At 68.1% G+C, this 24,200-nt stretch carries 27 protein-coding genes; 15 read left to right on the top strand and 12 right to left on the bottom strand.

Going from position 1 to position 24,200, the window contains the following annotated elements:
* Positions 1-10: 10 nt before the first annotated feature.
* Complete coding sequence (gene rplU / locus B9A95_RS28315) at positions 11-313, bottom strand: 50S ribosomal protein L21 (RefSeq protein ID WP_084050663.1); 303 nt, start codon at positions 311-313, stop codon at positions 11-13.
* Between the two features lie 376 nt (positions 314-689).
* Here rplU and B9A95_RS28310 point away from each other — a divergent pair, with 376 nt between their 5' ends.
* The 5 genes from B9A95_RS28310 to B9A95_RS28285 all read left to right on the top strand — a co-directional run bounded on the left by B9A95_RS28310 (position 690) and on the right by B9A95_RS28285 (position 4,883).
* On the top strand, positions 690-1,049 hold the full coding sequence (locus tag B9A95_RS28310) for a YkvA family protein (protein WP_084050662.1): 360 nt from the start codon (positions 690-692) through the stop codon (positions 1,047-1,049).
* Between the two features lie 603 nt (positions 1,050-1,652).
* Positions 1,653-2,315, top strand: a complete 663-nt coding sequence (locus B9A95_RS28300) for a response regulator transcription factor (RefSeq protein WP_084050660.1) — start codon at positions 1,653-1,655, stop codon at positions 2,313-2,315.
* Complete coding sequence (locus tag B9A95_RS28295) at positions 2,316-3,743, top strand: sensor histidine kinase (RefSeq protein ID WP_084050659.1); 1,428 nt, start codon at positions 2,316-2,318, stop codon at positions 3,741-3,743.
* Positions 3,740-4,537: a nucleotidyltransferase family protein gene (locus tag B9A95_RS28290; RefSeq protein WP_084050658.1), complete on the top strand. Its 798-nt coding sequence runs from the start codon at positions 3,740-3,742 to the stop codon at positions 4,535-4,537. Before B9A95_RS28295 ends, B9A95_RS28290 begins: the two co-directional genes overlap by 4 nt.
* Positions 4,538-4,646: 109 nt before the next feature.
* Complete coding sequence (locus B9A95_RS28285; protein ID WP_084050657.1) at positions 4,647-4,883, top strand: ferredoxin; 237 nt, start codon at positions 4,647-4,649, stop codon at positions 4,881-4,883.
* A gap of 56 nt (positions 4,884-4,939) precedes the next feature.
* On the opposite strand, the gene B9A95_RS28280 is transcribed toward B9A95_RS28285, so the two are convergent.
* Positions 4,940-5,656: a MerR family transcriptional regulator gene (locus B9A95_RS28280; RefSeq protein WP_084050656.1), complete on the bottom strand. Its 717-nt coding sequence runs from the start codon at positions 5,654-5,656 to the stop codon at positions 4,940-4,942.
* Positions 5,657-5,659: 3 nt separating this feature from the next.
* Complete coding sequence (locus B9A95_RS28275) at positions 5,660-6,103, bottom strand: YbjN domain-containing protein (protein WP_084050655.1); 444 nt, start codon at positions 6,101-6,103, stop codon at positions 5,660-5,662.
* A gap of 306 nt (positions 6,104-6,409) precedes the next feature.
* Here B9A95_RS28275 and B9A95_RS28270 point away from each other — a divergent pair, with 306 nt between their 5' ends.
* The 3 genes from B9A95_RS28270 to rdgB all read left to right on the top strand — a co-directional run bounded on the left by B9A95_RS28270 (position 6,410) and on the right by rdgB (position 8,707).
* Positions 6,410-7,342 (top strand): magnesium transporter CorA family protein, encoded by a 933-nt coding sequence (locus tag B9A95_RS28270; RefSeq protein WP_084051032.1) that lies wholly within the window; start codon positions 6,410-6,412, stop codon positions 7,340-7,342.
* 36 nt (positions 7,343-7,378) lie between these two features.
* A complete protein-coding gene (locus tag B9A95_RS28265; RefSeq protein WP_084050654.1) occupies positions 7,379-8,071 on the top strand; it encodes a hypothetical protein in 693 nt (230 codons plus the stop codon).
* Positions 8,072-8,134: 63 nt separating this feature from the next.
* A complete protein-coding gene (rdgB, locus tag B9A95_RS28260) occupies positions 8,135-8,707 on the top strand; it encodes an RdgB/HAM1 family non-canonical purine NTP pyrophosphatase (RefSeq protein ID WP_084050653.1) in 573 nt (190 codons plus the stop codon).
* A 42-nt stretch (positions 8,708-8,749) separates the two neighbouring features.
* On the opposite strand, the gene B9A95_RS28255 is transcribed toward rdgB, so the two are convergent.
* Positions 8,750-9,187, bottom strand: coding sequence for a SufE family protein (locus B9A95_RS28255; protein WP_084050652.1), 438 nt, complete (start codon positions 9,185-9,187; stop codon positions 8,750-8,752).
* A gap of 143 nt (positions 9,188-9,330) precedes the next feature.
* Here B9A95_RS28255 and B9A95_RS28250 point away from each other — a divergent pair, with 143 nt between their 5' ends.
* Positions 9,331-10,191, top strand: a complete 861-nt coding sequence (locus B9A95_RS28250; protein WP_084050650.1) for a sulfurtransferase — start codon at positions 9,331-9,333, stop codon at positions 10,189-10,191.
* Between the two features lie 344 nt (positions 10,192-10,535).
* Here the strand turns inward: B9A95_RS28250 and B9A95_RS28245 are convergent, their stop codons facing one another.
* Entirely contained in the window at positions 10,536-11,489 is a 954-nt protein-coding gene (locus B9A95_RS28245; protein ID WP_084050648.1) for a metallophosphoesterase family protein, read from the bottom strand.
* Positions 11,490-11,560: 71 nt separating this feature from the next.
* Here B9A95_RS28245 and B9A95_RS28240 point away from each other — a divergent pair, with 71 nt between their 5' ends.
* Both B9A95_RS28240 and B9A95_RS28235 read left to right on the top strand, forming a co-directional pair.
* Positions 11,561-11,836, top strand: a complete 276-nt coding sequence (locus tag B9A95_RS28240; protein ID WP_084050646.1) for a hypothetical protein — start codon at positions 11,561-11,563, stop codon at positions 11,834-11,836.
* A gap of 19 nt (positions 11,837-11,855) precedes the next feature.
* Positions 11,856-12,215 (top strand): MmcQ/YjbR family DNA-binding protein, encoded by a 360-nt coding sequence (locus B9A95_RS28235; RefSeq protein WP_084050644.1) that lies wholly within the window; start codon positions 11,856-11,858, stop codon positions 12,213-12,215.
* Positions 12,216-12,262: 47 nt separating this feature from the next.
* Here B9A95_RS28235 and alaS read toward each other — a convergent pair whose 3' ends face one another.
* Complete coding sequence (gene alaS, locus B9A95_RS28230; RefSeq protein WP_084050642.1) at positions 12,263-14,953, bottom strand: alanine--tRNA ligase; 2,691 nt, start codon at positions 14,951-14,953, stop codon at positions 12,263-12,265.
* Positions 14,954-15,316: 363 nt separating this feature from the next.
* Here alaS and B9A95_RS37330 point away from each other — a divergent pair, with 363 nt between their 5' ends.
* Complete coding sequence (locus tag B9A95_RS37330; RefSeq protein WP_425429972.1) at positions 15,317-15,451, top strand: AAC(3) family N-acetyltransferase; 135 nt, start codon at positions 15,317-15,319, stop codon at positions 15,449-15,451.
* Between the two features lie 40 nt (positions 15,452-15,491).
* Entirely contained in the window at positions 15,492-15,677 is a 186-nt protein-coding gene (locus B9A95_RS28220) for a hypothetical protein (RefSeq protein ID WP_084050638.1), read from the top strand.
* A gap of 166 nt (positions 15,678-15,843) precedes the next feature.
* On the opposite strand, the gene B9A95_RS28215 is transcribed toward B9A95_RS28220, so the two are convergent.
* The gene (locus B9A95_RS28215) at positions 15,844-16,878 is read right to left on the bottom strand and encodes an AfsR/SARP family transcriptional regulator (RefSeq protein WP_084050636.1); all 1,035 of its coding nucleotides are present in this window, start codon (positions 16,876-16,878) and stop codon (positions 15,844-15,846) included.
* Between the two features lie 75 nt (positions 16,879-16,953).
* On the opposite strand from B9A95_RS28215, the gene B9A95_RS28210 reads away from it, so the two are divergent.
* Positions 16,954-18,465 carry an amidohydrolase gene (locus B9A95_RS28210; protein ID WP_084050634.1) on the top strand — a complete coding sequence of 504 codons (1,512 nt, stop codon included), beginning with the start codon at positions 16,954-16,956 and terminating at the stop codon, positions 18,463-18,465.
* An 819-nt stretch (positions 18,466-19,284) separates the two neighbouring features.
* Here the strand turns inward: B9A95_RS28210 and B9A95_RS28205 are convergent.
* The 3 genes from B9A95_RS28205 to B9A95_RS28195 form a co-directional block, all read right to left on the bottom strand.
* Complete coding sequence (locus B9A95_RS28205; protein ID WP_084050632.1) at positions 19,285-20,019, bottom strand: YebC/PmpR family DNA-binding transcriptional regulator; 735 nt, start codon at positions 20,017-20,019, stop codon at positions 19,285-19,287.
* 114 nt (positions 20,020-20,133) lie between these two features.
* The gene (locus B9A95_RS28200) at positions 20,134-20,727 is read right to left on the bottom strand and encodes a GNAT family N-acetyltransferase (protein ID WP_084050630.1); all 594 of its coding nucleotides are present in this window, start codon (positions 20,725-20,727) and stop codon (positions 20,134-20,136) included.
* A 36-nt stretch (positions 20,728-20,763) separates the two neighbouring features.
* Positions 20,764-21,492: a carbonic anhydrase gene (locus B9A95_RS28195; protein WP_084050628.1), complete on the bottom strand. Its 729-nt coding sequence runs from the start codon at positions 21,490-21,492 to the stop codon at positions 20,764-20,766.
* Positions 21,493-21,530: 38 nt separating this feature from the next.
* Here B9A95_RS28195 and B9A95_RS28190 point away from each other — a divergent pair, with 38 nt between their 5' ends.
* On the top strand, positions 21,531-21,890 hold the full coding sequence (locus B9A95_RS28190; protein ID WP_084050626.1) for a hypothetical protein: 360 nt from the start codon (positions 21,531-21,533) through the stop codon (positions 21,888-21,890).
* A gap of 160 nt (positions 21,891-22,050) precedes the next feature.
* Here B9A95_RS28190 and B9A95_RS28185 read toward each other — a convergent pair whose 3' ends face one another.
* Both B9A95_RS28185 and prmC read right to left on the bottom strand, forming a co-directional pair.
* The gene (locus tag B9A95_RS28185) at positions 22,051-23,274 is read right to left on the bottom strand and encodes an MFS transporter (RefSeq protein ID WP_084050625.1); all 1,224 of its coding nucleotides are present in this window, start codon (positions 23,272-23,274) and stop codon (positions 22,051-22,053) included.
* 73 nt (positions 23,275-23,347) lie between these two features.
* Positions 23,348-24,193: a peptide chain release factor N(5)-glutamine methyltransferase gene (prmC, locus tag B9A95_RS28180; protein ID WP_084050624.1), complete on the bottom strand. Its 846-nt coding sequence runs from the start codon at positions 24,191-24,193 to the stop codon at positions 23,348-23,350.
* Positions 24,194-24,200: the final 7 nt, after the last annotated feature.

Genomic DNA, 24,200 nt, shown 5'->3' with positions numbered 1-24,200 from the left:
TCAGTTCACCTCAGCCCTTGATGCCCGTGATCCGGATCGCCGTGAAGCCCTGGCGGTGGCCGGTGCGGCGGCGGTACTGCACGCCGCTCTTGTACTTGCGGATGTAGATCTTCGGCCCGAGGCCGTGCTCAACGATTTCAGCGCTGACCGTGTACTGCCCGGCACCCTCGCCGAAGACCGCCTGCTCGCCGCCCACAAAGAGGGGCTTGAGGTCCAGGCTCTGGCCCGCCTCGCCCTCCAGGTTTTCCACGCGCACCACGTCGCCTTCCTGCACGCGGTACTGCTTGCCGCCCGTCTGAATAATTGCAAACATCCCATGTCCTCCTGCCGCACGGCCCGAAAACGCTGCTCGGGGCGCGGATTCTTCTTGCTCGCCCCGGCCGCTGTGGGCGGTGGCGAGTCACCAGTGAAAAAGCCTAGCACAGGTCGGGGACGGGAACCAAACGCCAACGCCCCGAACCGGGTGGAGAGGCACCAGAACGGGTCAAATCATCACACCGCCCCTGTGGGGGCGTGTTTTCAGTGATGTGGCCGCTTCTGTCTCTCGCGTGTCCTCGCGGTACACGCCCACTCCCACGTGGGGAGCTGCTTTCGCTGGTTCCCTCCAGGGCCAGGCGCGCCTTGCGCCCCGGACCGCCCATGAGTCTAGCAGATGGAACCGAGCCGCTCCTCTCCCCGTATACAGACACGTGATTCGGAACGTGCGGCTGTTCTGGCAGGGCGGGCTGACCTTGCTGCTGTCTCTGGGAGACCGGCGCGTTCCCGCCCGTGCCCGGTTGATGGCGCTGCTGGCCCTCGCCTACGCCATCAGCCCAGTGGACCTGCTGCCCGACGCCATTCCGCTGCTGGGCTGGTGCGACGACCTGCTGGTGGTGCCCACCGTTCTGGCCCTGACCGCGCGGGGTCTCCCGGCCCCCGTCCCCGCGGAAGCCCGCGCCCGGAGCCTGTCGCTGCAACGCCGTATGCCCTGGTTGCTGCCCACAGTGGTCCTGGGGTTGGCCGGGACGGGTCTGCTCGCCTGGGGGCTGATGCGGAGGCTGACCGGCTGAGGGCAGATTGACGTCGTGCGGACCAGGCTGCGGTTGGACAGGCCCGCGCGGTTGCCGGTTTGGATGTGGTGGATGGTGGCGTCGCCTGTGCGCAGGGTCTGGATGTACGCGCACGTGAAGCGCTTGCCTCCACGCTCTTCGGGCGCATCACGGTGCACACCTCGTGCGCAATGCGCCGGTCCGCCCCGTAGGTGGGGGCGGATGGCGGCGATGTCCGGGCGCCCGACGCCCAGCGGTTTGTACCCAGAAGCCGCTCGGGACGTGGGCCCTGACCCGTTGGTCACCACGGACCTGCAGCGCGCCGTTCTTCGCGTCCGTGTTCCGCTTCCCCACGGTGATGGAGGAGGGCACGCCGGGCGCCCCATTCCGTGGCCCGCCATGTCCCAGACCCGACCGGGCTTTGGAAAGGGGTCCGTCGGGCGCGGCCCGCTGGCGGGGGAGCAGCGGGGTGACGCTGAGCACGGCGAGACCGGAAAGGGCGCTGGGCAGGGGCAAAAAGGCCTTTATCTCGTCCGAGGCCAGTGCCTGCACCCCGGAGACGGACGCGAGGGCGCGGCCTTCCAGCGTTAACCCGGGTTTAACCCGCCCCTCTACACTGGCCCCATGCGCCTGCTGCTGATCGAGGACGATCCCCGCATCGCCGGGCCGACGGTGGCCGCCCTGCGTGAGACTGGTTACGCGGTCACATGGCGGCAGACCGGACCCGAGGGGCTGGAAGAGGCCCTGCTGGGCGAATACCCCCTGATCGTACTGGACGTGATGTTGCCCGGCCTGGACGGCTTTGCGGTGGCCCAGCAGGTGCGCGCGGCCGGCGTGGGCGCGGCCATCTTGTTCCTGACCGCACGGGGCGAACTCGGGGACCGGGTGAAGGGGCTGGACCTCGGCGGTGACGCCTACCTCGTCAAGCCCTTCGCGGTGCCCGAACTGCTCGCCACCCTGCGGGCGCTATCCCGCCGGGAGCGGGGACAGGGAGCGGCGCGCGTGACCTTTGCTGGAGGCCGGGGTCTGCTGGACACCGTGGCCCGCACCGCCTCGTGGGAGGGGCAAGAGGCCGCCGTGACTGCCCGCGAGTACGCCCTGCTGGAAACGCTGGCCCTCGCGCCGGACCGCTGGTTTACGCGGGAAGAACTGCTGGACCGCGTGTGGGGGCCGGATTTCGGTGGTGAGGCCCGGATCGTGGACGTGTATGTGCGCTACTTGCGCCGCAAGCTGGCACCCGAGGCAATCAGCAGCGAGCGGGGGCGGGGCTACCGGGTGGAGCGGTAGGTGGGGGGAAGGGCCGCGCTCCGGCTCAACCTGCGTGCGCGCCTTGCCCTGTGGGCCGCGCTGGCGACGGGGCTGGCGGCCGCACTGGTGGCGCTGGGGTTGTACGTCGCCGTGGACCGCTTTCTGCTTCAGGCGCAACAAGACCGTCTGGTCAGTGCGGTGGGAGCTGTGCAGGCGCGGGTAGAAGCGTCGCTGGGCCGGGGGGATGACCTGTACGCTGCGCTGATGGGCACGCAGGGCCTGCTCGCTCCCGCCGATCTGGAGGCCATTCTGGATGCGGACCCCGAGACCCGGCGGCTGGACGTACGGCTGCTGACCCTCGGAAACGGGCGGGCGGAAGTGTTGAGTACACGGGGCTTTCCAGCAGGAATTCGCCTGAATGCCCAACCCGGCACCTACCAGATTGGTGACCGGCTGGTGGCGGTGCGGGTGCTGAGCGCGAACCGCGCCGCCCTGACCGTGGTGACGGACGCTCGGGCGCTGGGTGAGGCGCGCCGGGCTTTTACGCGCTCGTTCGCCCTGCTGTTGCCGCTGGCGCTGGCCCTGTCTTTGCTGGTGGGCTGGACGGTGGCCGGACGCCTGCTGCGGCCCGTGCGGGCGCTGGAGGGCGCGGCGCGGTCCATCGGCAGTGGGGGTGATCTGCGGCAGCCGGTGCCCGGTGCGGGAGACGAGGACGAACTCGCCCGGCTGGCCCTGACCCTCCAGACCTCCTTTGCCCGGCTTGCCGAGGCCCGCGAGCGCGAGCGCGACTTTCTACGCGCTGCGGCCCACGATCTGCGCAGTCCCCTGACCGCTCTGCGCGCCCGGGTGGACGGCGCACTCGCGCAGGAGCGCGACGGCGAGCGCTACCGCGCTGACCTGCGCGAATTGGGGCAGGACCTGACGCGGCTGTCGGACCTCACGAACCACCTGCTGCTGCTCGCCCGCGACGCGGAGGCGCTGGCGCGGGTCCCGGTGCCCCTGCGTGATCTGGCGGCGCAGGCGGTGGACCGCGCCCGTGAACTGTCCTCGGAGGCGGATGTGGATCTCGGAGCTCCCCGTTCCGTCACAGTAACCGGTGACCGCGTGCTGCTGGAACAGGCAATCTGGAACCTGACGGCCAACGCGGCGCTGCACGCCCCCGGCGCGTCGGTTCTCGTCACCGTGCGCGAGGAGGCGGGCAGCGCGGAGGTGGAGGTGCGCGACGACGGCCCCGGCGTGGACGCGGCGGTGCTGGCCCGGCTGGGCGAAGCGTTTTACCGCCCCGATGCCAGCCGGAGCACAGGTGGCCATGGCCTGGGGCTCGCGCTGGTGCGGCGGGTGGCGGAGCTCCACGGCGGCACGTTGGCGTTGCGCAGCCAGCCCGGAGAGGGCTTCACGGCCACGCTCCGGCTGCCCGTCAAGGCGGGTGGAGGTGAAGCGGGGCGGGTGCTACCCTCGCAGGCATGACACAACCGGCGGCTGGTTCAGGGACCCTATGGAGCGCCGTCGTCCTCGGGGGGGGTGATCCAGGTGATCCCTTCGCAGCGGCGCACGGCGTGGCCGTCAAGGCGCTGCTCCCTGTGGGCGGCGAGCCAATGGCCCTGCACGTGCTGCGCGCCCTGCGCGGGAGTGGGCGGGTGGCCCGCGTGGCCTACGTCGGCCCCACCCTTCCGGACATGGACCCCCTGATCGACGAGCGCGTCACCGATCACGGCACCCTGTTGAGCAATCTCGAGGCAGGGGTGGAACAGCTCTCGCGCGCCGGCCTCGCGTCCGGCGCGCGTGTCCTCGTCGTGACCGCTGATATTCCGCTCGTGACCCCGGAGCAGATTGCGGACGTGCTGGCTTCCGCGCCCCCCGACGCGGGCCTCGTCTATCCGGTGGTGCGCCGCTCCGAGTGCGAGCGGGCCTACCCGGGCGTCAAGCGCACCTACGCCCGCTTGCGCGAGGACACCTTCACAGGCGGCAATCTCTTTCTGCTGGACCCGGGCCTGATCGGCCAGTTTCTGCCCCGGCTGCGCGAGGTGCTCGCTGCGCGTAAGGCCCCGCTGCGCCTTGCCGGACTCATTGGCCCCGGCGTGCTGGTCAAGCTCCTGACCCGCCGCCTGACCGTCCCCGAGCTGGAGGCCCGGGTGAGCACCATCCTCGGCGTCAAGGCCCGCGCCCTGATCACCCCTCACGCCGCCATAGGCACCGATGTGGACAAGGAGACCGATCTGACGCTGGTGGAGGCGCAGCTGGGCCACACAGTCTCGGGGTAATCCCGACTCTTAAACTCGGTTTTTCGCTGTCCTCATGGGCCAACCCGTTGTCTGGCTTTCGGAAGCCTCGGCCTTGTCAGGCCCGGGGGGGCTGTGCATACTGTGCCCCATGCCTCACGTCATCGTCAGTCCCTGCATAGGTGTCAAGGACCAGGCCTGCACCGAAGTTTGCCCCGTGGAGTGCATCTACGATGGTGGCGATCAATTCGTGATCCACCCCGACGAGTGCATCGACTGCGGCGCGTGCGTGCCTGCCTGTCCCGTCAGCGCCATCTTCCCTGAAGAAGACGTGCCCGGCGGCGAAGAAGAGTTTATCGTCAAAAACCGCGCGCACTTCGGGCTGTAAGCCTGTAACGGCTGGTTTCCCTGTGTCCCCAGCGCCATGCTGGGGCTTTTTCGCGCTTATCCTCGCCCCGCCCGTTCCAACGCTGCTTCCAGCCGCCGGGCCCGTTCCACCCGTTCGGTCAGCCGCTGGAGCTGCTGTTCCAGCCGCCGCCGCGCCGTGCGAATTTCGTTGAGCAGGCGGGGCGTATCCTGCCGCTCACCGGGAATGCTGGGGCGGACCACCTCCCGGGAAGCCGTCCAGCCCACCTCTTGTAGGGACAGCCAGACGGTCCCGGCCTCAGGAGGGTTCATGGGTGGGCCTCCTCCGAGCACCTCCGGCACGCCGATTCGCACGGCCTTTTCCATCACGAGGGCGTTGAGGCCGTGGCGGGTCAGCGCGTTCCAGGTCAGTGCCTGTCCGCCCAGCCGCTCGTGGCTGCGCTGGGCCTGAATCTCGGTGAGGCTCAGGCCCAGGTCCCGCCACTGCCCCACCGACTCCACCTGAATGATGTTGTGGACCCAGAAGCGGAATTTGCCCCGAACCTCGTAGGGCGTGACCAGCCCCAGCCGCTGGTAGTGCCGCACGGTGGAGGCGGGCAGGCCCACCAGCCCAGCGAAGCGCGACATGCCCACCCCCGACGGCTGGAGAAACAGCTGCAGCCGCTCCGGGCCACCGCAAACCACAGCCATCATGTCCGCAAAGGCCGGGTCCGCCTTCAGCCGGGCCGCAAACTCGCCCACGAGCTGGGCGAACTCTCCCGGGGCCAGGCGGATGACCTGGGCGGTAGGAGCCATGGCTCAGGCCTGCAGGTGGGGGGTGATTCCTTCCAGTGAGGCGTAGTCCTCCTGAAAGTGCATCAGTACGCCGCCGAAGAGGGTATCGAAGGTGTCCTGCGGCATCTCCACCAGGGTGGGATAGAGGCCGATGTATTCGAGCCAGACGTTGCCCTCGGCATCAATGGAACGGGAAAAGGCCCGCTCGCGGTTGCGGTCGTTAAGCAGGGCCACAACTTCCTCGCGGCGGTCGGCGTAGGTCTTTTGCGTCACGCACGTGACCTCCAGGCGGCTGGTGTTGCTGGGGCCGTCGTTCACGGAGATGAGCACGGCGGCGTCGCCCATCTCGAACTGCCACCCCATGCGGATAAAGTGTTGCCCGGCATTGTCTTCGATGTCCAGCTGGACTTCCTTGTCACGCAGGTACTTCGCCAGTGTGTCAAGCGTCAGAAGGGGCGTTTCGGTCATGGTGTTCCTCCTGTATCCAGCCTCGCACGTGAAGTCCACTTCACGTCAAGTGCCCTGGGGTTCGTGAAATGGGGGCAGCAGGTGCGGCGTAACGCTGACCCTTGCTCCCCCCGCCTCCGCGCCGCTAGCATGGCAGGCGGTGCCCGCGTGTGAAGCGCCGCGCGGCCGACGGAGGAGGTGATGAACGTGAATCTCGAACCGCAGACGGACCAAGAACCGCCCAGTTCGCGCCCTCCGCGCCGCTTCACGCCTCATCTCCCCCGGAGGACGCACCATGCAGGACACACAATCTAAGGGCGCGTGCCCATGCTGACGTACTACCGCAGTATCGGCGGCAAATTGCAGGTGATGGACAGCTACATCGACGGCTGCTGGGTCAACGCCACCGCCCCCACCGCCGAGGAGCTCGCCCGCGTCAGCCGGGAGACGGGCCTGGACCTCGATTACCTGAGTTACCCCCTGGACCCCGACGAACGCTCCCGCTTTGAGCGTGAGGACGGCCAGCTGCTGATCATCATGCAGACGAGCTACCGGCTTGGCGAGGACAGCGACATTCCCTACGACACGGTGCCGCTGGGCATCCTGCACACCGATCACTGCCTGGTCACCGTGTGCGCCACCGAGAATCCAGTGGTGAGGGACGTGGTGAACGGCATGGTGCGCCGCGTCTCCACGGTCAAGAAAAACCGGCTGACACTCCAGCTGTTCCTGCGCAACGCCCAGCGCTTCTTGATCGACGTGCGGCAGATCAACAAGCGCGTGGACCGCATCGAGGACCGCATGGAGACGGCCACCCGCAATAAGGAACTGATGGACCTGCTGAAGCTTGAAAAGAGCCTGGTGTACTTCATCACCGGCCTCAAGGCGAACGAGGCGATGATGGAGCGCGTCAAGCGCGACCGTATCTTCGAGATGTATGAGGAAGACTCGGACCTGCTTGACGACGTGCTGATCGAGAACCTGCAGGCCATTGAGATGGCGAACATCGCCAGCAACATCCTCACCAGCATGGCGGGAGCCTTCGCCTCGGTCATCAGCAACAACGTCAACCAGGTGGTGAAGGTGCTGACCGTGACCACCATTCTGGTGGCGATTCCCACGCTGGTCACCAGCATTTTCGGCATGAACGTGCCGCTGCCCTTTCAGCGCAACCCAGAGGGCTTCTGGATCGTTCTGGGGATCGGCTCGATGCTGGCGGCAGGGCTGGCGCTGCTGTTTTACCGGTGGCGGGTGTTTTGATGGGGAGTCAGCTTCCAGTAAGGCGGGTGGCTCCACATGGCTGATCACCGGCAGGGCACCCGGTTCGCCGTCTACCTCTGCCCACCCGCCGGGGATGCCTATTACAGGCTGGGGACGGAGCTGATCGGTTACGACGTGCGGGCGGAGCGGGAGGTGGCGCTGCCAGACTTCCTGCGGCGGGAAGACCAGCGTGACGCCGGGCGGTACGGGCTACACCTGACGGTGGTGGAGGGCTTTTACACCGGTTCCTCGCGCTGGCCCGACATCGAGGCGGAGGTGCGGGCGTGCGCCGCCTGTCTCTCCCCGGGAGCGGTGCTGACTGTTACGGGCGGGCGCGTCGAAGGCTGGGATGAGCAGACCACTTGGGTGCACCGCTTCGATGCGAATGCCCCGCTGCTGGCGTTGCACACGCTGCTGCTGGCCCGCCTGACGCGCTTCGTCACCGCCTCGCCCTTTGACGCGCCGGTGGCGGCAGGCAAATATGCGCGGCCCTTCGAGCAGGCGCGCATGGCGCTGCTGCGTACGCCGCGTGGCCTGGACTCGTGGCAGCCGCACTTCACACTGGTGCAGCCGTATGGAGGTAAGGACGTCTCCGGCCTCCGCGCTCGCCTGGAAGTGCTGGTGCAGGCCCACCACGCGCAGACCTACCGCTCGGTGACCCTCTTCGAGAAGCGGGAGGGCGAGGCGCGGTGGCGGGTGCGGGCCGAGATCCCCCTGAACGTGGTCTAGAGGGACCCTGCTCACGCCACGCTTTTGGGGCTCGCCTACACTGGGGTGATGAACAGCCAGGGAATGCGCGTCGTCGTGGCGACGGGAAACGCGGGCAAGGTCCGCGAGATCGAGGAGGCGCTGGGCGGGCTGGGCTGGCAGCTGGAGGGCCTGGGAGACTTGCCCCTGCCCGAGGAGACGGGCACCACCTATGAGGAGAACGTGCAGCTCAAGGCGTGTAGCGTCGCCTTTGCCCGCCGTATTCCCGCTCTCGCCGACGACTCCGGAATTGAAGTCGCGGCCCTGGGTGGCCAGCCCGGCGTGTACAGCGCCCGCTTCGGCAACTTCAAGACGGACGTGGAGCGCAACGTCTACCTGCTCGAACGCCTGCGCGGGCAAATGGACCGCCGCGCCAGGTTCGTCTCGGTGGTCATGCTCGCCTACCCGGACGGCAAGGTAGAAACCTACCGAGGCGAACTGACCGGCACCATTCTCGAAGGCCCGCGCGGCCAGAACGGCTTCGGCTACGATCCCCTCTTCCTGCCCGACGGCGAGACCCGCACCCTGGCCGAGATGACCGTGCCGGAGAAACGTGCCATCAGCCACCGGGGGCGGGCGCTGGCGGCGCTGCGGGCAGCGCATCTGGCGAGGAAATAAGGGCACGGCCAGTCACCCTGGCCGCCTGGCCGTTGGCCGCTCCTACGCCCCTTCCCGCACCTCGTTCTTCAGCCGCATCAGAATCGCCCCCATTCCCCGCAGGCGCATCGGCGTAATAAGTTCGGTCAGGCCCATGTCCATGTAGAACTGGTCGGGAATGTTCAAGATCGTCTCGGGCGACTCGCCCTGAAGGGCCTCGTGCAGAATTCCGGCGTAGCCGCGCACCGTGGGCGCTTCTTCCGGCACCTTGAAGAACATATTGACGCCGCCGTTCTCGGTTCGCTCGGTCACCAGGAAAAAGGGGCTGGCGCATTCGGGGACGGGCTGGAGGAATTCGGGGTGCTCGACGTACTTCTCGGGCAGGCTGGGAAGCTTCTTGCTGTACTCGAGCAGGGCCTGGAGGCGCAGGGGTTTGGGGGCGGAGCGAAAGAGGTTTACGATGCTCTGGAGCTTCTCGGGCAGGGGGGCCGCGTCGGTCATGGCGTCACTGTACCCCTCACCCTCCCCGTTCCAACGTGAGCCCTGTCCAGTTGACCTTTTTTGTCAACGGCTGCCCAAAGTGGGTACAATCGGGGGCAGCGTCGCGGGAGCCTGGAAGAGGGCCGCCGCCGAAGGAGACCGACATGGAATACGCGAAAGACGTGCTCGTCAGCACCGACTGGGTGGCCCAGAACCTCAACACGCCCGGCGTCCGCCTGATCGAAGTGGACGAGGACATTCTGCTGTACGACACCGGCCACATCCCCGGGGCCGTCAAGCTCGACTGGCAAGGTGACCTGTGGCACCCGGTCCAGCGCGACTTCATCACCGCCGATGAGGTCAGCGCCCTGCTGGGCCGCCTCGGGATCAAGCCCGGCGACCAGATCATCCTGTACGGCGACAAGAGCAACTGGTGGGCCTCCTACGCCTACTGGTTCCTGAGCTACAGCGGCGTGAAGAACCTCAAGCTGATGAACGGGGGCCGCCAGAAGTGGATCGCGGAGAACCGTGAGGTAACCGCCGACGCGCCCAGCGTGGAGCCCACGACCTACCTCGCCCTGCAGCGCGACGAGAGTCTGCGCGCCTACCGCGACGAGGTCAAGGCGCATCTGGAAAGCGTGCAGAGCGGTCAGGGTGCGCTGGTGGACGTGCGCAGCCCGGATGAGTTTTCCGGCAAGGTCACCCATATGCCCGCCTACCCGCAGGAAGGTGTGCTGCGCGGCGGCCACATTCCCGGTGCACGCTCCATTCCGTGGGCCAAGGCCACCAACGAGGACGGCACCTTCAAGAGCGCTGACGAGCTGGCGGCCCTGTACGGCGGCGAGGGCGTGACGGCCGATAAGGACGTCATCGCCTACTGCCGCATCGCCGAACGCTCCAGCCACACCTGGTTCGTGCTGCGCGAACTGCTGGGCTACCCCAAGGTCCGCAACTACGACGGTTCTTGGACCGAGTGGGGCAACGGCGTGGGCCTGCCTATCGAGAAGACGTACTCGGAGGCCTGAGGGCCCAGAAGGCAGAGTGGCCAGGGCAGAGGGCTGGAGGTGGGATTTCCCGCTTCCGGCCCGCTTGCTGTCACAGCAGGTGAGGGGCTACGGGTGAAGGGAAGAGGGCGCTGCTGCATTTGCAGGGTGGGGACATGGCGGTTGGGGTGAATGCCGTGGAGGGCAGCTCCGCGTTCGCCTGCGTGGGCTGACGCCCTCCCGCAGGCAGAACCTCTTTTGCAGACACCTTTGGAGCAGTTGCCCCTGCTGGCCCTGGAGGAGCCAGCCCTGACCGAGGAACTGTACGAATGACTGTGCTGGGAACAGGACCTGATGCGGCCGCGCGGCGGGTAGAGGCGCGGCCGCTACCGCAACGCCTCCACCCGCGTGACCGGTCCACCCAATCCGTGAATTCGCGCCGGCAGGGAAGCTGTCGCCACCTCCGCTCCCGTCTCCGCATCCACCGTGCGGAAGGTGGCCGTACCCGCACGCAGATCGAAGGTCAGTAGGCTGAGGGTGGAGCGGGCTGTCCCTGGGTATCCCACGTAATCACGCCCGCCGATGCCTCCGGAGGCAAAGACGTTCAGCCGGCCCAGTCGCCCCGGGTAGTAGGCCGCCTGGTGGCCGCTGATGTATGCCAGCACTCGCCCCCGCTCCATTACCTCGCGCAGGGGGACAGCGCCGCGAATCACTTCGCCGGGTCTGTTCTTCTCGCGGCTGATCCCGGCGAGAGGAAGGTGGCCGAGGACGATGCGTGCGCCTGCCGCTTTCGCCTGGGGCGCAGCGAGCTGGGCGGCCAGCCACCCGCGCTGATCTGCGCTCAGATCCGGGCTGCTCGCGTCCAGCGAGGCCACAAAGAGGCTCCGGCCCGACGCCCTGAGCAGGAAGCTGAAGCGGAAGGGAAAGGCGGAGCGGTCCAGAAAGGTGAGGGCGGGCGGGTGGGCCCTCCAGTAGGCCGCCGCCTCCCGGCGGTCCCGCGCCAGTGAGGCGTCGTGGTTCCCCAGGGTGAAGCCGAAAGGCAGTCCAGCCCTTCGCAGCGGCGCGTGGACCTCCCGGTCAAAGGCCGCCCACATCGCCTGCACCTGCGCGTCCGTCAAGCGGGCCTTCTGCCCGGCAATCAGGTCCCCCGCCGACAGCACGGCGTCGGGCTTCCAGTCTTCCACGATCTGGCCCACGCTGTGGCTCAGGGCCGCCGGATAGGTGGTGTTGCCGTAGGAACCGTTGAAGTCGCTCAGCACCGCCACCCTCAGCGTCTCGTCTGTGGTGGGGGCCGCGCCGAGCAGCAGAGGCGGCAGCAGCAGGGGCAGGAGGGCGCGCATACGCGTCAGTTCATCACGAAGCCTTGAGGGGACCGTCAGACTTTCATGACAGCTCGGGAGCACGCTGGGGTATGCCCACCGATCCCAAAGGCGGCGCCCTGCCCATCAATCCCATCCCGAATGTACGAACTCGGGAATTCGCTCCGGATACCATGTCCGCCGCCCAGGGCCCAGCCCCCACCGACTTCGCCGAGCGGGAGATTCCACCCACGCCGTTGCCTTCGGGTCAGGGTCTGGGGGCCGGACAGGTGGAGGCCATGCTCTCGGCGCACGGCCAGGACAGTGCGGCGGTGCAGGCCAACGGGGACCTCGCCGCCGTACAGGGCCGCGCTCCCACCGGTTCCTGACCCGCGCCATACTGCGCGCATGCGCTTCATCGCCGACGTGCGGGCCCTCTGCGCCGAACTGACCGGCTCGCAGGAAACCTTTCCCTTCGGCGCCGCCACCCTCGTGTTCAAGGTGGGCGGCAAGATGTATGCCCTGACGGACCTGCAGGGCGATCCCGTGGCCCTCAGCGTGAAGGTCCGCCCCGAGTACGGCGAGGAGTTGCGTGCGGCCCACGGAGCCATTACCCCCGGCCACCACCTCAACAAGCGTCACTGGGTCACGCTGCGGCTGGACGGCACATTGCCGAAGGGGCTGGCTACCGAACTGCTTCGGGAGAGCCACACCCTCGTCGTGAAGGGGCTGACAAAGGCGCAACGGGCGGCGTTGGGGGTGGAATAAAGGGAAGGCTGGGGGCGTTCGCCCCCAGCCTTCCCCTCGTCCTGAGATCAGAACGCTGTATCCAGCGCCCCCAGCGCCGCTTCCGGATTCTGAATCCCCGCCTGCGCCATATCGGGTCTGCCGCCGCCCTTGCCGCCCGCCGCCGCCGCGAGCTTGCCCGCAAGCTGTCCCGCGTGCGCGCCCCGGCCCACGGCGTCTTTGGTGGCCTTGACCACGAGGCCCTTGTCCGAGGCGATCACGGCGAGGTCCGCGCCCGACTGATCCAGCAGCTTGTCGGCTGCGCCGCGCAGCTCGTTGCCCTCGATGCCCGAGAGTTTGAGCGCCGCCACCCTGAACCCGCCCAGTTCGCGGACTTGCTGCGCGCTGCCCCCGCCGCCCATCTGCGCCTCGGCCAGCTGACGGCGGACCTGGGCGGTTTCTTGCTGAGCCGCCCTGAGCTGGGCTTGGAGGCCGGACACCCGCGCTTCCAGGCCCTCGGCGCTGGTGTTGAGTAGGCCCGCCACGCGCGCTGCACTTTGCAGACGCTCGCGCACCCAGGCCGTCGCCGCCTCGCCCGCCAGGGCCTCAATGCGGCGCACTCCGGCGGCCACGTTCTCGTCGGCCACGATCACGAACGCGCCGATGTCACCGGTGTGGCGAACGTGCGTTCCCCCGCAAAGCTCCATGCTCGCGACGGTGGTATCACCGAAGGGCACGCTGCCTTCCACGCGTACCACGCGCACGGTATCGCCGTACTTCTCACCGAAGAGGGCAGTGGCTCCGGCCGCCTTCGCCTCCTCAATGGGCATTTCGCGCCAGGTCACGGGGAAGTTGGCGGTCACCCAGCGGTTTACCAGACGCTCCACCTGGGCAATCTCGTCCAGCGTCATCGCCGCGCCGTGCGAGAAGTCGAAGCGCAATCTCTCGGCGGCAACCAGGGATCCCGCCTGCCGCACCCCGGCCCCCAGCACCGCGCGCAGGGCCGCGTGCAGGAGGTGGGTGGCCGTGTGGTGGCGCTGGATGGCCTGCCGCTCGCGCGAGACGACGCTGCGCACCGTGTCGCCGGGCTTCAGTTCGCCTTCCTCTACCTGCACGTCGTGCAGGAACACACCCACCGGGGTCTTGCGGGTGTCGCGCACCTGGCCGCGTCCCCTCTCTCCATTGGCGCTGTCCCATTCCAGTGCGCCCGTGTCGCCCACCTCGCCGCCCCCCTCTGCGTAGAAGGGCGTGCGTGACAAGACCACGGTGGCCTCGCTGCCAGCCGGCAGATGCGCCAGCCGTTCGCCCGCGCCGATGAGGGCCAGCACCTCGCCCTCGGCGATCAGCTCGTCATAACCGACAAACTGCGTGGCGGGCAGCCCTTCGAGCGCTTCCTGGTTGCCGCCGAACAGTTCGGATTTGCCGTATTTGCTGCCCGCGCGGGCGATTTCCTGCGCCTTTTCCAGGCTCTCGGCGTACGCGGCCTCGTCCACGCTGACGCCGTATTCCTCGGCAATTTCTTTGGTCAGGTCCAGGGGAAAGCCGTAGGTGTCGTAGAGGAGAAAAGCGTTCTGTCCGGAGAGGACCGCGCCGCGTTCCAGACCGTTGAGCATGTTGCCGATGCGTTGGATGCCGCTTTCCAGCGTTCTGAGAAAGCCTTCTTCCTCCGTCCGGATGGCCGCCGTGACGCGCGCCTCTTCCTGCGCCAGTTCGGGATACGCCCCGCCCATGCGCTCCACGACGAGGGGCACGAGTTTATAAAGCGTCGGCTCGCGCAGGCCCAGCAGGTAGGCGTGGCGGGAGGCGCGGCGCATGATCTTTCGCAGGACCGAGCCGCGTCCATTTGGACTGAACGCCACCCCGTCCGTCAGCGTCATTGAAACGCTGCGGATATGCTCGGCCACCACCCGGTGCGACAGGCTCTGTACGCCCTCGTAGGGCTTGCCGCTCAGTTCCGCGATGCGGGCGATGATGGGTGCGAACACGTCGTTGGAGTAAAAGTCGTACACGTCCTGCACAACGGTGGCGATGCGCTCCAGCCCCATGCCGGTGTCGATGTTCTTGAAGGGCAGATCGGCCAGGACGGGCGTTCCATCAGGCTGCGGATCCTGACGGTCGTACTGGGGAAAGACGTTGTTCCAGATTTCGAGGAAGCGCGCCGATTCGCGCGTCTCGGCGTAGTCGGCCCAGGTATCCAGGCCGTACTTGGGGCCCCGGTCATAGAAAATCTCGGAGCAGGGACCGCACGGACCGTTGGGGCCCTTGGCGGGCGCATCAGCGGGCCAGAAGTTCTCGTCGGCACCGAAACGCAGGATGTGGCTCTCGGGCAGCCCGATTTCCTTGGTCCAGATCGTGAAGGCTTCCTCGTCATCCTCGTAGATGGTGGCGTAGAGCTTGGAGGGGTCCAGGCCCATCCATTCCGGACCGGTCAGAAATTCCCAGGCCCAGGTCAGCGCCTCGCGCTTGAAGTAGTCCCCGAAGGAGAAGTTGCCCAGCATCTCCAGCAGTGAGCAGTGGCGCAGGGTGCGGCCCACGTTCTCGATATCGCCCACGCGGAGGCACTTTTGCGCGGTGGTGACGCGCTTGTTCTCACCGTGGCCGGAGAACCGGGCGGGCGCACCCATAAATTGCGCCTTGAAGGGCTGCATGCCCGCCACGGTAAACAGCGTGGTGGGATCGGGGGCGATCAGCGAGTGGCTGGGCAGGCGCAGGTGCCCCTTACTCTCAAAGAACGACAGGTACTTTTCCCTGATATCGGCGGTGGTCAGCGGCCCGGTCATGCGGATGAGTCTATCAGCGCGGCCAGGGGCGAGAATCTGCCCTTTCCACGCTTGGATGTGTGCCACTTGGCGCATGCGGCTGTGGGGTTGGGCCCCTACCCTGAGAAGGGAAGCCCGAAGCCCGAGACTACCGCCCGCACGCCCACGCCGCGCACCCGGGAAAGCCACGCCGCTGATTTCCGCGCCCTGGGGCGGGTGAATGGGGGAGCGGTGGCCGTGATTCAAGCGTACAGAAGACGTGTTGACGCCAGAAGTCACGCCCGTCCATAGCACGGGCCTCACGGCCCCGGCGGGCTCGCAGCCCACCATCTGCCACGCCCGCCTTCGATCCCGCCCGCACCGCCCGCACGCCCACGCGGGGAAGTGGGTGCGGTGCCCGGGGCCTTTCGCACCGGGCCGGACGTGCTCCGGAGCGGTCACCCGCATTCGCCCTTCGCGGCGTGGGGCAAACGCGCGCGCCGCAGGGAACGGCGAACCATGAACTCCCCTTCTCGCTGAAGGCCCACCCCTGGCCCACCTGTACGGACTGGACGCCCGGGTGCTGCTGGGCAACGAGAAGAACACCAGCCTGCACCTCGCGGAAGTGCGGGCCGGAAAGCGGGGCACGGTTTCCCAGGCCGCACCCATCCCCATGAGCGGCGAGCGCCAGTGGATCACGCTTGACGAACTCGACGACGGAACCTTCCACCCGTCGAGGCCGCCTTCGAGGCGAGCGGAGCGGTGAACATGGGGCAAGCTGGCTCGGGCACTGCGCGCTTGATGTGTCAGCGGGCGCTGGTGAATTTCGCGGAGGAGGAGGTGGGGGCGTTTCCCCACGGGCTGGACCACTCACCTCCTCGCTGCTTCGCAGCGCTATGGGTTCCTCCGGGGGAGAGGGGAAATGCTCCCTGTTAATTCAAATCTGTTGCCCACCACGCTTCGCGCTGCGCCGCCAGCTTCGCCCTCGCGTCTCCCAGCGTCTCCAGGGCGCTGGTCAGGCCCCTCCAGTCGGTCTCGCTCATGGGGTCGATGACCAGGGCGCGCTGGTGAAACTGGGAGGCGTCTTTGGGACGGCCCGCGGCAGTGGCCGCCTGGGCGGCGAGGCCCAGTACGCTGAGCTGCTTTTGCTCCAGGCGGGCGCGCACGTCGTCCACCCAGGGACTGTCCACGCCAGGCAGAAAGTGGCCGTACATGCCGGTCAGCTCGCGCAGTTCTTCCAGGCCCAGCGCGCCCTGTTCGGCCTGGGCTGCCAGCAGTTCAAAGCGCTGCACGTCGTACTCGGGACGCAGGTTCTCCGCGAGGGCGTAGCGCCGGTTGGTGCTGACCACGGCCTCGTTGCTCAGGCTGCGGCGCAGACGGTGCAGGGTGGTGTGAAAGAGGCTGCTCGCGCGGGCCTCGTCTTTCTCGGGCCACAGCGCCTCGGCAGCTTCCCAGGACGTGACCTCGTTGTGCTCCAGCAGATAGAAAAACAGCTCCAGCGCCTTGCGCGACACCCAAGACACCGGCACGCCCTGCCACACCACCTGCGCGGTGCCCAGGCCACGGGCGGACATGCCGCTCTCGCTTTGCAGGGTCAGGCCCGCGCGGCGCAGTCGGGCATCGATCACTTCCCGCAGGTCTTGCGGCGTGAAGGGTTTGGGCAGGTAGTCGTCGGCCCCCAGGTTCATGCCGCGCCGCACATCGGTGCGCTCGGCGTGGCTGGAGAGCAGCACGAAGGGCATGGCCCCCAGCTTGTCGTGGGCGCGGACCTGTTCCAGAAATTCGAGGCCCGTCATGTAGGGCATCACCACGTCGCTGATGACCAGATCGGGCGTGAAGACCTTGAGGAGGTCCAGCGCCTCAACGGGATGGCTGCTGGTGCGAACCTCGTGCCCGGCCCGGGTGAGGATCACGCTGATCAGTTTGAGGATGGCGGCGTCGTCATCCACCACCAGGATGCGCGGCATGACTGAATTCTAACAGGCCGTTGAGAAGGAGGCGGGCGCAACCCACGTTCTCCCCACTCCTTTACCCTGGGAGGCATGACGTTTTCCCCACCTGTTCCCCCCACGGTCATTTACGCCCGGACCCTGACGCTCGACGATGCACGTCCCCAAGCTGAGGCTGTGCTGGTGGGCGGTGGACGGGTGCTGGCCGTGGGCACGCGGGAAGAGGTGGCCGCCCTCGCTCCCCGCGCCGAGGTGCAAGATCACCGCGATCTGCTGCTCACACCGGGGCTCAGCGAGGCGCACATTCACCTCGTCTCCTACGGCTTCTCGCTGTCTCAGCTGAACCTGCACGGGGCGCGCAGCGTGTCGGAGGTGCAGGCGCGGGTGGGCCAGCGGGCGCTGAACACGCCGCGCGGAACGTGGATTCGCGGCGGCGGCTTCCTGCTGTCCGAACTGGGCCTGACGGACTACCCCACCGCCGCCCTACTGGATGAGGTCAGCCCACACCACCCCGTTTTGCTCTACTCTCGGGACCTCCACATGAGCTGGGCCAACTCACTCGCGCTGCGACTGGCTGGGGTGAGCGGCACCACCCCGGACCCCGAGGGCGGCCGCGTCGTGCGGCCCCTGGGCACCCTGCTGGAAAATGCCACGGACCTCCTGGCCCGCGCCCTGCCCGTGCCCACCGAGGCCGAGTACCTCGCGGCGGCACGCGCAGGCGCCAATGACCTCGCCGCGCGGGGCTACGTCAGCGCCCACACGATGGCCTTCGAGTCTCCGGAAGCGCCCCGCGCCCTGCAAACGCTGGCGGCCCAGGGCGAGTTGCCGCTGCGCGTCTGGGCCACCTTGCCCCACGGGCGCCTGGGCCACGCCCGTGAACTGGGCCTGAGCCTCAATCCAGGCGGCCTCTTTCAGTGGGGTGGCGTGAAGTTCTTCGCCGATGGAGCGCTGGGCAGCCGCACTGCCTGGCTCCACGCCCCGGGCTTTGCCGACGGCAGCGGCACGGGCATTCCGCTGGACCCGCCCGAACTCATCCGCGAGCGCGGTGAGCAGGCCCTGCGTCTCGGCCTCACGCCCGTTACCCACGCCATCGGGGACCGGGCCAATACGGAGGTACTGGATGTGTACGATGCCCTGCGCCCCCTTGCCAAGGAGAAAGGCGTGCGCCTGCGCGTGGAACATGCCCAGCACCTGCGCCCCCAGGACCTTCCCCGCTTTCGCGGCCTGACCGCCAGTGTGCAGCCCATCCACCTCCAGGCCGACGGTCCCATGATCCGGGAGTTGATGCCCCACCTCACCACCACGAGTTACGCCTTCCGCTCGCTGAAGGCGGCGGGGGCCGTCCTCGCCTTCGGGTCCGACGCGCCCGTCGCGCCGCCCGAGTACCGCGCCAACTTCGCGGCGGCCATGACGCGGGTGGACGACGCGGGCGAGCGCGTTGCCGCGGCTGAAGCCCTCACGGAGATGGACGTGCTGCACGCCCATACCCGGGGCCCCGCCCTCGCCGCCGGATGGGACGACGAGGGCGTCATCCGCCCTGGTGCCCGCGCGGCCTTTACGCTGTGGGACCGGCTGGGCGGCAACGCGCGGGCGCTGGTACTGTAGGGCGCTGGAGCCGCCGCAACCTGCCAAAGCTCGGCGGCAGAGGGCCAACCTCCCGGCGACCCGCGCCTCCGAAAAGTTCTGAAGATGGACCTCCAGGTTGGTGTAACCGGGCGCGCACGGGGTCTCGGCCAGCATGAAGCGCTGCGCGGTGACGTCGCTGGAAAAGGAAATCTGAATCGCCTCGTCCTCGGCGTTGCCCACCGACACGTGGTCGGTGGGGCCAACCCTCGCCCAGCGCAGGCGCAGACCGTCGTCGGTGGCTCCGGCGGGCAGCCCTCATCCCCGCAGACGTTGTCACCCTCGGTGTTGAGCCCGCGCAGGATCACGCCGCCCGGCGATGGTCACGTCCGGCCGAGAGAGGGAGGGGGTTCCAGCGGTGGCGCCGCTCACCTTGAACAAAGTCCTGCGCGGCCCAGTCTGATCCAAGGCGTCTTGCAACGAACCGGGGCCGGAAGCGTTCAGGTTGGTCACGTAGATCGCGCGCCTTCCCGGTCCGTAGCCGCCGCACCGAAGCCCTCCGCACCGGGAAAGGGCGGGCGGGAGGAGGACGCCCCACCGCTGCTTCTCCCGGAACCTCCGCCCTGCGGCCGCCTGGGCGCGGACCGGACCCCGAAGACGAACAGGTGACGAGCAGGGCCAGCAGCCGTGGGGCGAGGGCAGTCCTGTACATGGTGGCTCCTGTGGAGAAGGGTGGAAAGGTCGGGGAAACACCGCCAGCATACGTCCCGGGATCTTGCGGGAATCTGCCGGACCGTCTCAACAGGCGACAAAAAAGACCGGGCGCGTGTCCCGGCCTTCTGCGCTCTGCCCTCGGCGCCGTCAGGCCTCCACGTCCTCCGGCAACTCCGCGTTGGAGTAGACGTTCTGCACATCGTCCAGGTCTTCCAGCGCGTCGATCAGCGTCAGCAGTTTGCGAACGTCGTCGCCGCTCACCGCCACCGTGTTGGTGGGAATCATGGTGATCTGCCCGCTCTCGGCCTTGAAGCCCGCCGCCGAGAGGCCGTCTTGCACGGCGTACAGGTCATTGGGAGCGGTGCTGATTTCCAGGCCGTCCTCCGATTCTTGAAAGTCCTCGGCGCCGTGTTCGATGGCCGCTTCCTGTGCGGCTTCAGAGGCGTCAGGCAGCAGGATCACGCCTTTTTTCTCGAACTGCCAGGCCACGCTGCCGTTGGTGCCCAGCGAGCCACCGCGCTTGTTGAACACGGCGCGGATATCGGCCACCGTGCGGTTCACGTTGTCGGTCAGCGTCTCGATAAAGATGGCGGTGCCGCCGGGGCCGTAGCCCTCGTAGGTGACTTCCTTGTACTCGGCCGCCCCCTCCGCCGCGCCCACCGCGCGCTTGATGGCGTTGTCGATGTTGTCCACCGGCACCGTATCGGCCTTGGCCGCCGCGATGGCGTTTTTCAGGCCCAGATTCCCCGCGGGGTCCCCACTGCCGCCGGAGCGCACAGCGGCCTGAATGGCGCGAATATGCTTGGAGTACATCGCGCTTCTCTTTTTGTCGTTGGCACCCTTCTTGCGCTTGATCTGGGACCATTTGCTGTGACCGGCCATTTTCAGTGTCTCCTTCGGTGTACTTTGGCCCCGTTCTGACGGACGTGGGCGGACGCGCCCACTGCGGCCCTCTGGCCGGGAGCGCGTGATGGAAGGCATTCTAGCGTGGGCCGCCTACTGGGCCGTCCCCAGGAGGCGGATCTGCGCCCGCAGCCCGGACGTGTCCACCCGGTCCGCCGTGATCTCCATCAGCACCGTGTCGAAGCGCTCGGACCCCAGCCGAACCGCGCCCGTGCGCCGCCCGATCTCGGAGAAGCCCACCTTCTCGTAGGCGCGGATGCCCCGGGTGTTGAAGGCGAAGACCTTCAGGAAAATGTTGTGCAGGCCCAGGTGAAACACGCCGTAGGTCACCATCAGCCGGACGGCCTCCTTGCCGAGGCCGCCGCTCCAGCATTCGGGATCGTGGATCGAGACGCCGAGTTCCGCCGTGCCGTGGCGGTGGTTGATGTCGCGCAGGTCTATGCCTCCAATCAACCGCCCGGCCTCGCGCTCGTAGATGCCGAAAGTGATCTGGGTGGGTGAGTTGCGGCTGACGGCCTCGAAATACGCCTGCTCGTCTTCCAGGCTGTAGGAGGCTCCGTGGCCGCTCAGGTACGTGGTCAGCTCCAGGTTCTGGAAGAGGCGGGCGAGTTCCGGAATGTCCTCGCGGCGCAGCCGCGCGAGCATCACGCGCTCGCCCCGCAGGACCGGGATGGGAGGTGGCGTCATGGCGGCCACTGTACCCGCTCCGGCGCGTCCTGGAGCTCAGGGACGCAGGTCTTCCTCCTCGGTCAGGAAGTCCACCGCGCCTGAGCCGATCTCGTAGTAGGCGCCGATCACGCGGATCTGGCCCCGGGCCTCGGCCGCCTGGATAACGGGCTGCTCGCGCAGGAGGGCCACCTGGTGGCGCACGTTATTCAGTACCGCCTCGCGCATCCGGGCCTTCTTGTCACGGATGGGAGGCAGGTCCCGCACGCTGGGCTGGATACGGGCGATCAGGCGGCGCAGGTTCTCGGGCTCGCGGCCCACCTCGGCCTCGCTCATCAGGGCGGCGGCCACCGCTCCGCAGCCCTCGTGGCCCATCACCACGATCAGCCGCACGTTGAGGTGTTCAGTGGCGTATTCCAGGGTGCCCAGGCCCGACTCGCCGACGACGTTGCCCGCCACCCGCACCACGAAGAGGTCCCCCAGGCCCTGATCAAACACGATCTCCACGGGCACGCGGCTGTCGCTGCACGCCAGCACGGCGGCAAAGGGCGTCTGGGTCATGATCTGGGCGCGGCGCTGGTTGGCGTCGGCCTCGGGGCGGGTGGCGCGGCCCGAGAAGAAGCGGGTGTTGCCCTCCTTGAGGGCCCCAATCGCGTCTTCCGGCGAGGCCATGCGCGCGGGACGCAGTCCGGCAATGTCCTCCATGCTCGCGCCCCGGCGGATGGCGTCCAGAATGCGCTGCTCCAGTTCGGCGGGATCAAAAGGGGGCTGACTCACGCCCTCCATGCTACCCGCCCCCGGCGGGAAGTCGGTATCGTCGGTCTATGACAGACCCCACCCTGGAGGAACTGCTGGAGCGCTACGCCACCCTGCGCGACACGTTGCAGGGCCTGGAGCTGGAACGCGACGAGCTGGCCGCCCAGATCAAGGCCGCCCTTCAGACCGGGGCGCGGCCCGAAACGGAGCTCTACCGCGCCGAGCTGAAGGTCTCGCGCCGGGTGGAGTACCCCCTGGACCGCTTCCGGGACGTGTTCGGCGACGCGGCGGCGCTGGAAGTGGCGTCCGTGGACCGCAAGAAGGCCGAGGCCCTGGCGAAGTCGGGCGACCTGGATGCCGAGCGGCTGCGCGAACTGGCCCTGGTCAAGGAAGTGCAGGCGCTGGTGCTGGTACCGAAGACGCGGTAGGGGAGCGGCGGGTTTCCAGCGGCCAGCCGCGCATACCGTTTCCGGATCATCCGTTCCATCCCCTCCGCTTCGGTGGTTCCGCACCGCTGTGTCACCGTTTTTCCTGCTCGCTCCGCTGGGGTTCATCAGTGATGGAATAACTGGTGAACCCGAATCCTGATCAGGTCCTCGGCGCGCTGAGAGCAGCGCGCTGCTCGTTCTCCCCCCGCCGCTGTTCAAGCGCCCCCTCCAGGCGCCAGAACACCAGCGCCGCCGCGAAGGCCAGCCCCGCCACGGTCAGCCACAGGGGGGCGTTGCCGTACCGGGCGAGCAGAAAGCCTCCCAGCAGGGGCGCGAGCAGCGTCGCCAGTCCCGACATGCTGCCGACCAGCCCGATGTAGGTGGCGCGCAGTTCCGGGCAGGCCAGTTCGGCCGTGATGCTCTTGCCGATGCTGTAGCTGACGATCTCGCCCAGGGACCAAATGCAAACGGCCAGGACGTGCAGGGCGAAGGTATGCGCAAAGGCGTGGATCAGGAAGCCTGCGCCCAGCAGCGCCGCGCCCCAGACCTGCCAGCGGGGATGGTCGCTGCGTGAGGTGACGTGCCCCAGTGGCAGGCCCAGTCCCACCACCAGCAGCCCGTTGACCGAGAGGGCCTGCCCGTATTGCACGGCGGTCAAGCCCTGCTGAACGAACACGAGCGCCAGCATCCGGTAACTGTGGTATGTCAGCGCGAACAGCAACGACGCGAGGCAGAATCGCCACAGCAAGGCGTCCCGGGGCAGCAGGGAAGGCCCCCTTCCCGACTTACGCCCAGGCCGAACATTCCGCGCTCCAAACAGGCCGAGCAGCAGGGCGTAGGCGGCCATCGTGGCGGCGTCGAGCCAGAACAGCAGCCGGAACGAGAAGCCCGACAGCCAGCCGCCGAGCGCGGGCGCGACGGACGTTCCCACATTGACTGCCCAGTACAGCAGGTTGTAGGCGCGGGTGCGTTGCCCTCCCGTGGTCATCGCCGCCACCGCGCTGCTCGCGGCAGGCTTGTACATCGCTGTCAGCAGCGAAAAGGCGAGTGCGCCCAGCAGGAGGCCCCCGAAGCCAGGCGCGGCGGGCAGCGCCAGCAACACTGCCGCGCCCCCGCCCAGCGCGAGCATCATGGTGGGGGTGCTGCCCAGACGGTCACTCACCGGCCCGCTGAGCGCCTCGGCCACAAAGCGGCCCACGCCGAGCATGCTCAGGATCAGGCTGACCTCGGAAATTCCCATATGTCGCTCGGACGTGAGGTAAAAGCCCAGCAGTGGCACCACAAACTCGCCGATCCGGTTGATCAGCGTGCCCACCCACAGCACCCAGAAGGGTTGCGGGTAGGCCCGGTACACACCCCGGAGAGACGCGGCGAGGGGAGTCATGAACCTCAGTGTAAAAGTGCTCCAAACGTTGCCCGCACCAACTGTTGTTACCGGAGTAGGCACACCAGGGCTTTCAGGCTCCCCGCCGTGCCCACACAAAGCGTTCGCGCCCAGTCAGGTCCCGCCGCACTTCGGTCTCCCAGCCGCTTATCCGGAGTTCGGCGGCAAACGTGGACGCGTTGCGTGGGTCGAGTTCCAGCAGCAGCAGACCGCCCAGTGCGAGGGCGCCCGCCGCTTCCGCCGCCAGGGGGCGTGCCACGTCCAGTCCGTCCGGCCCGGCGTAGAGGGCAAGGTCCGGGTCAAAGCGCACCTCGGGATCGGCCGCTTCACGGTCTGCGTCTGGAAGATAGGGTGGATTGCTGACGATGAGGTCAAAGGGCCCAGACAGGCCCGCGAGCAGGTGGCCCTCCACGAAGGTCACGTCCAGGCCGTTCCGCTCGGCATTCTCCCGGGCGAGGCTCAGCGCCTCGGGGCTGAGATCCGTGGCGCTGATGGTGGCATCTGGGCGAGCGTGCGTGAGGCCGAGCGCCAGGGCTCCTGTTCCCGTTCCCACGTCCAGCACGCGGGGGGCCACCACCTCCTGCAGGCCCTCCAGCGCGAGGTGGAGCAGCCATTCCGTCTCCGGGCGGGGCACCAGGGCGCGCGGGTCGCTTCTCAGGCGCACGCCGCCCCATTCCACCTCGCCGAGCAGATGCTGGAGGGGTTCGCGTCCGGCCCGGCGGTGCAGAAGTTCGGCGAGGCGGGCGGCGTCGGCGCCGGGCACCACGTCGCCCGCGCGGGTCAGCAGGGCGGAGCGGCTGAGGTTCAGGGCATGCTCCACCAGCGCCCGCGCGTCGGCCTCGGGCGAGGGGAGGCCCGCCCCACGCAAAAGGCGCGTGGCCTCCTGCAGCCACGCGCGAACGGTTCGGGACGCTGGCAAGACGCGA

It is taken from the genome of Deinococcus hopiensis KR-140 (assembly GCF_900176165.1).
Classification (GTDB): Bacteria; Deinococcota; Deinococci; order Deinococcales; family Deinococcaceae; genus Deinococcus; species Deinococcus hopiensis.
This window is presented reverse-complemented; position numbering and strand designations above follow the sequence as displayed.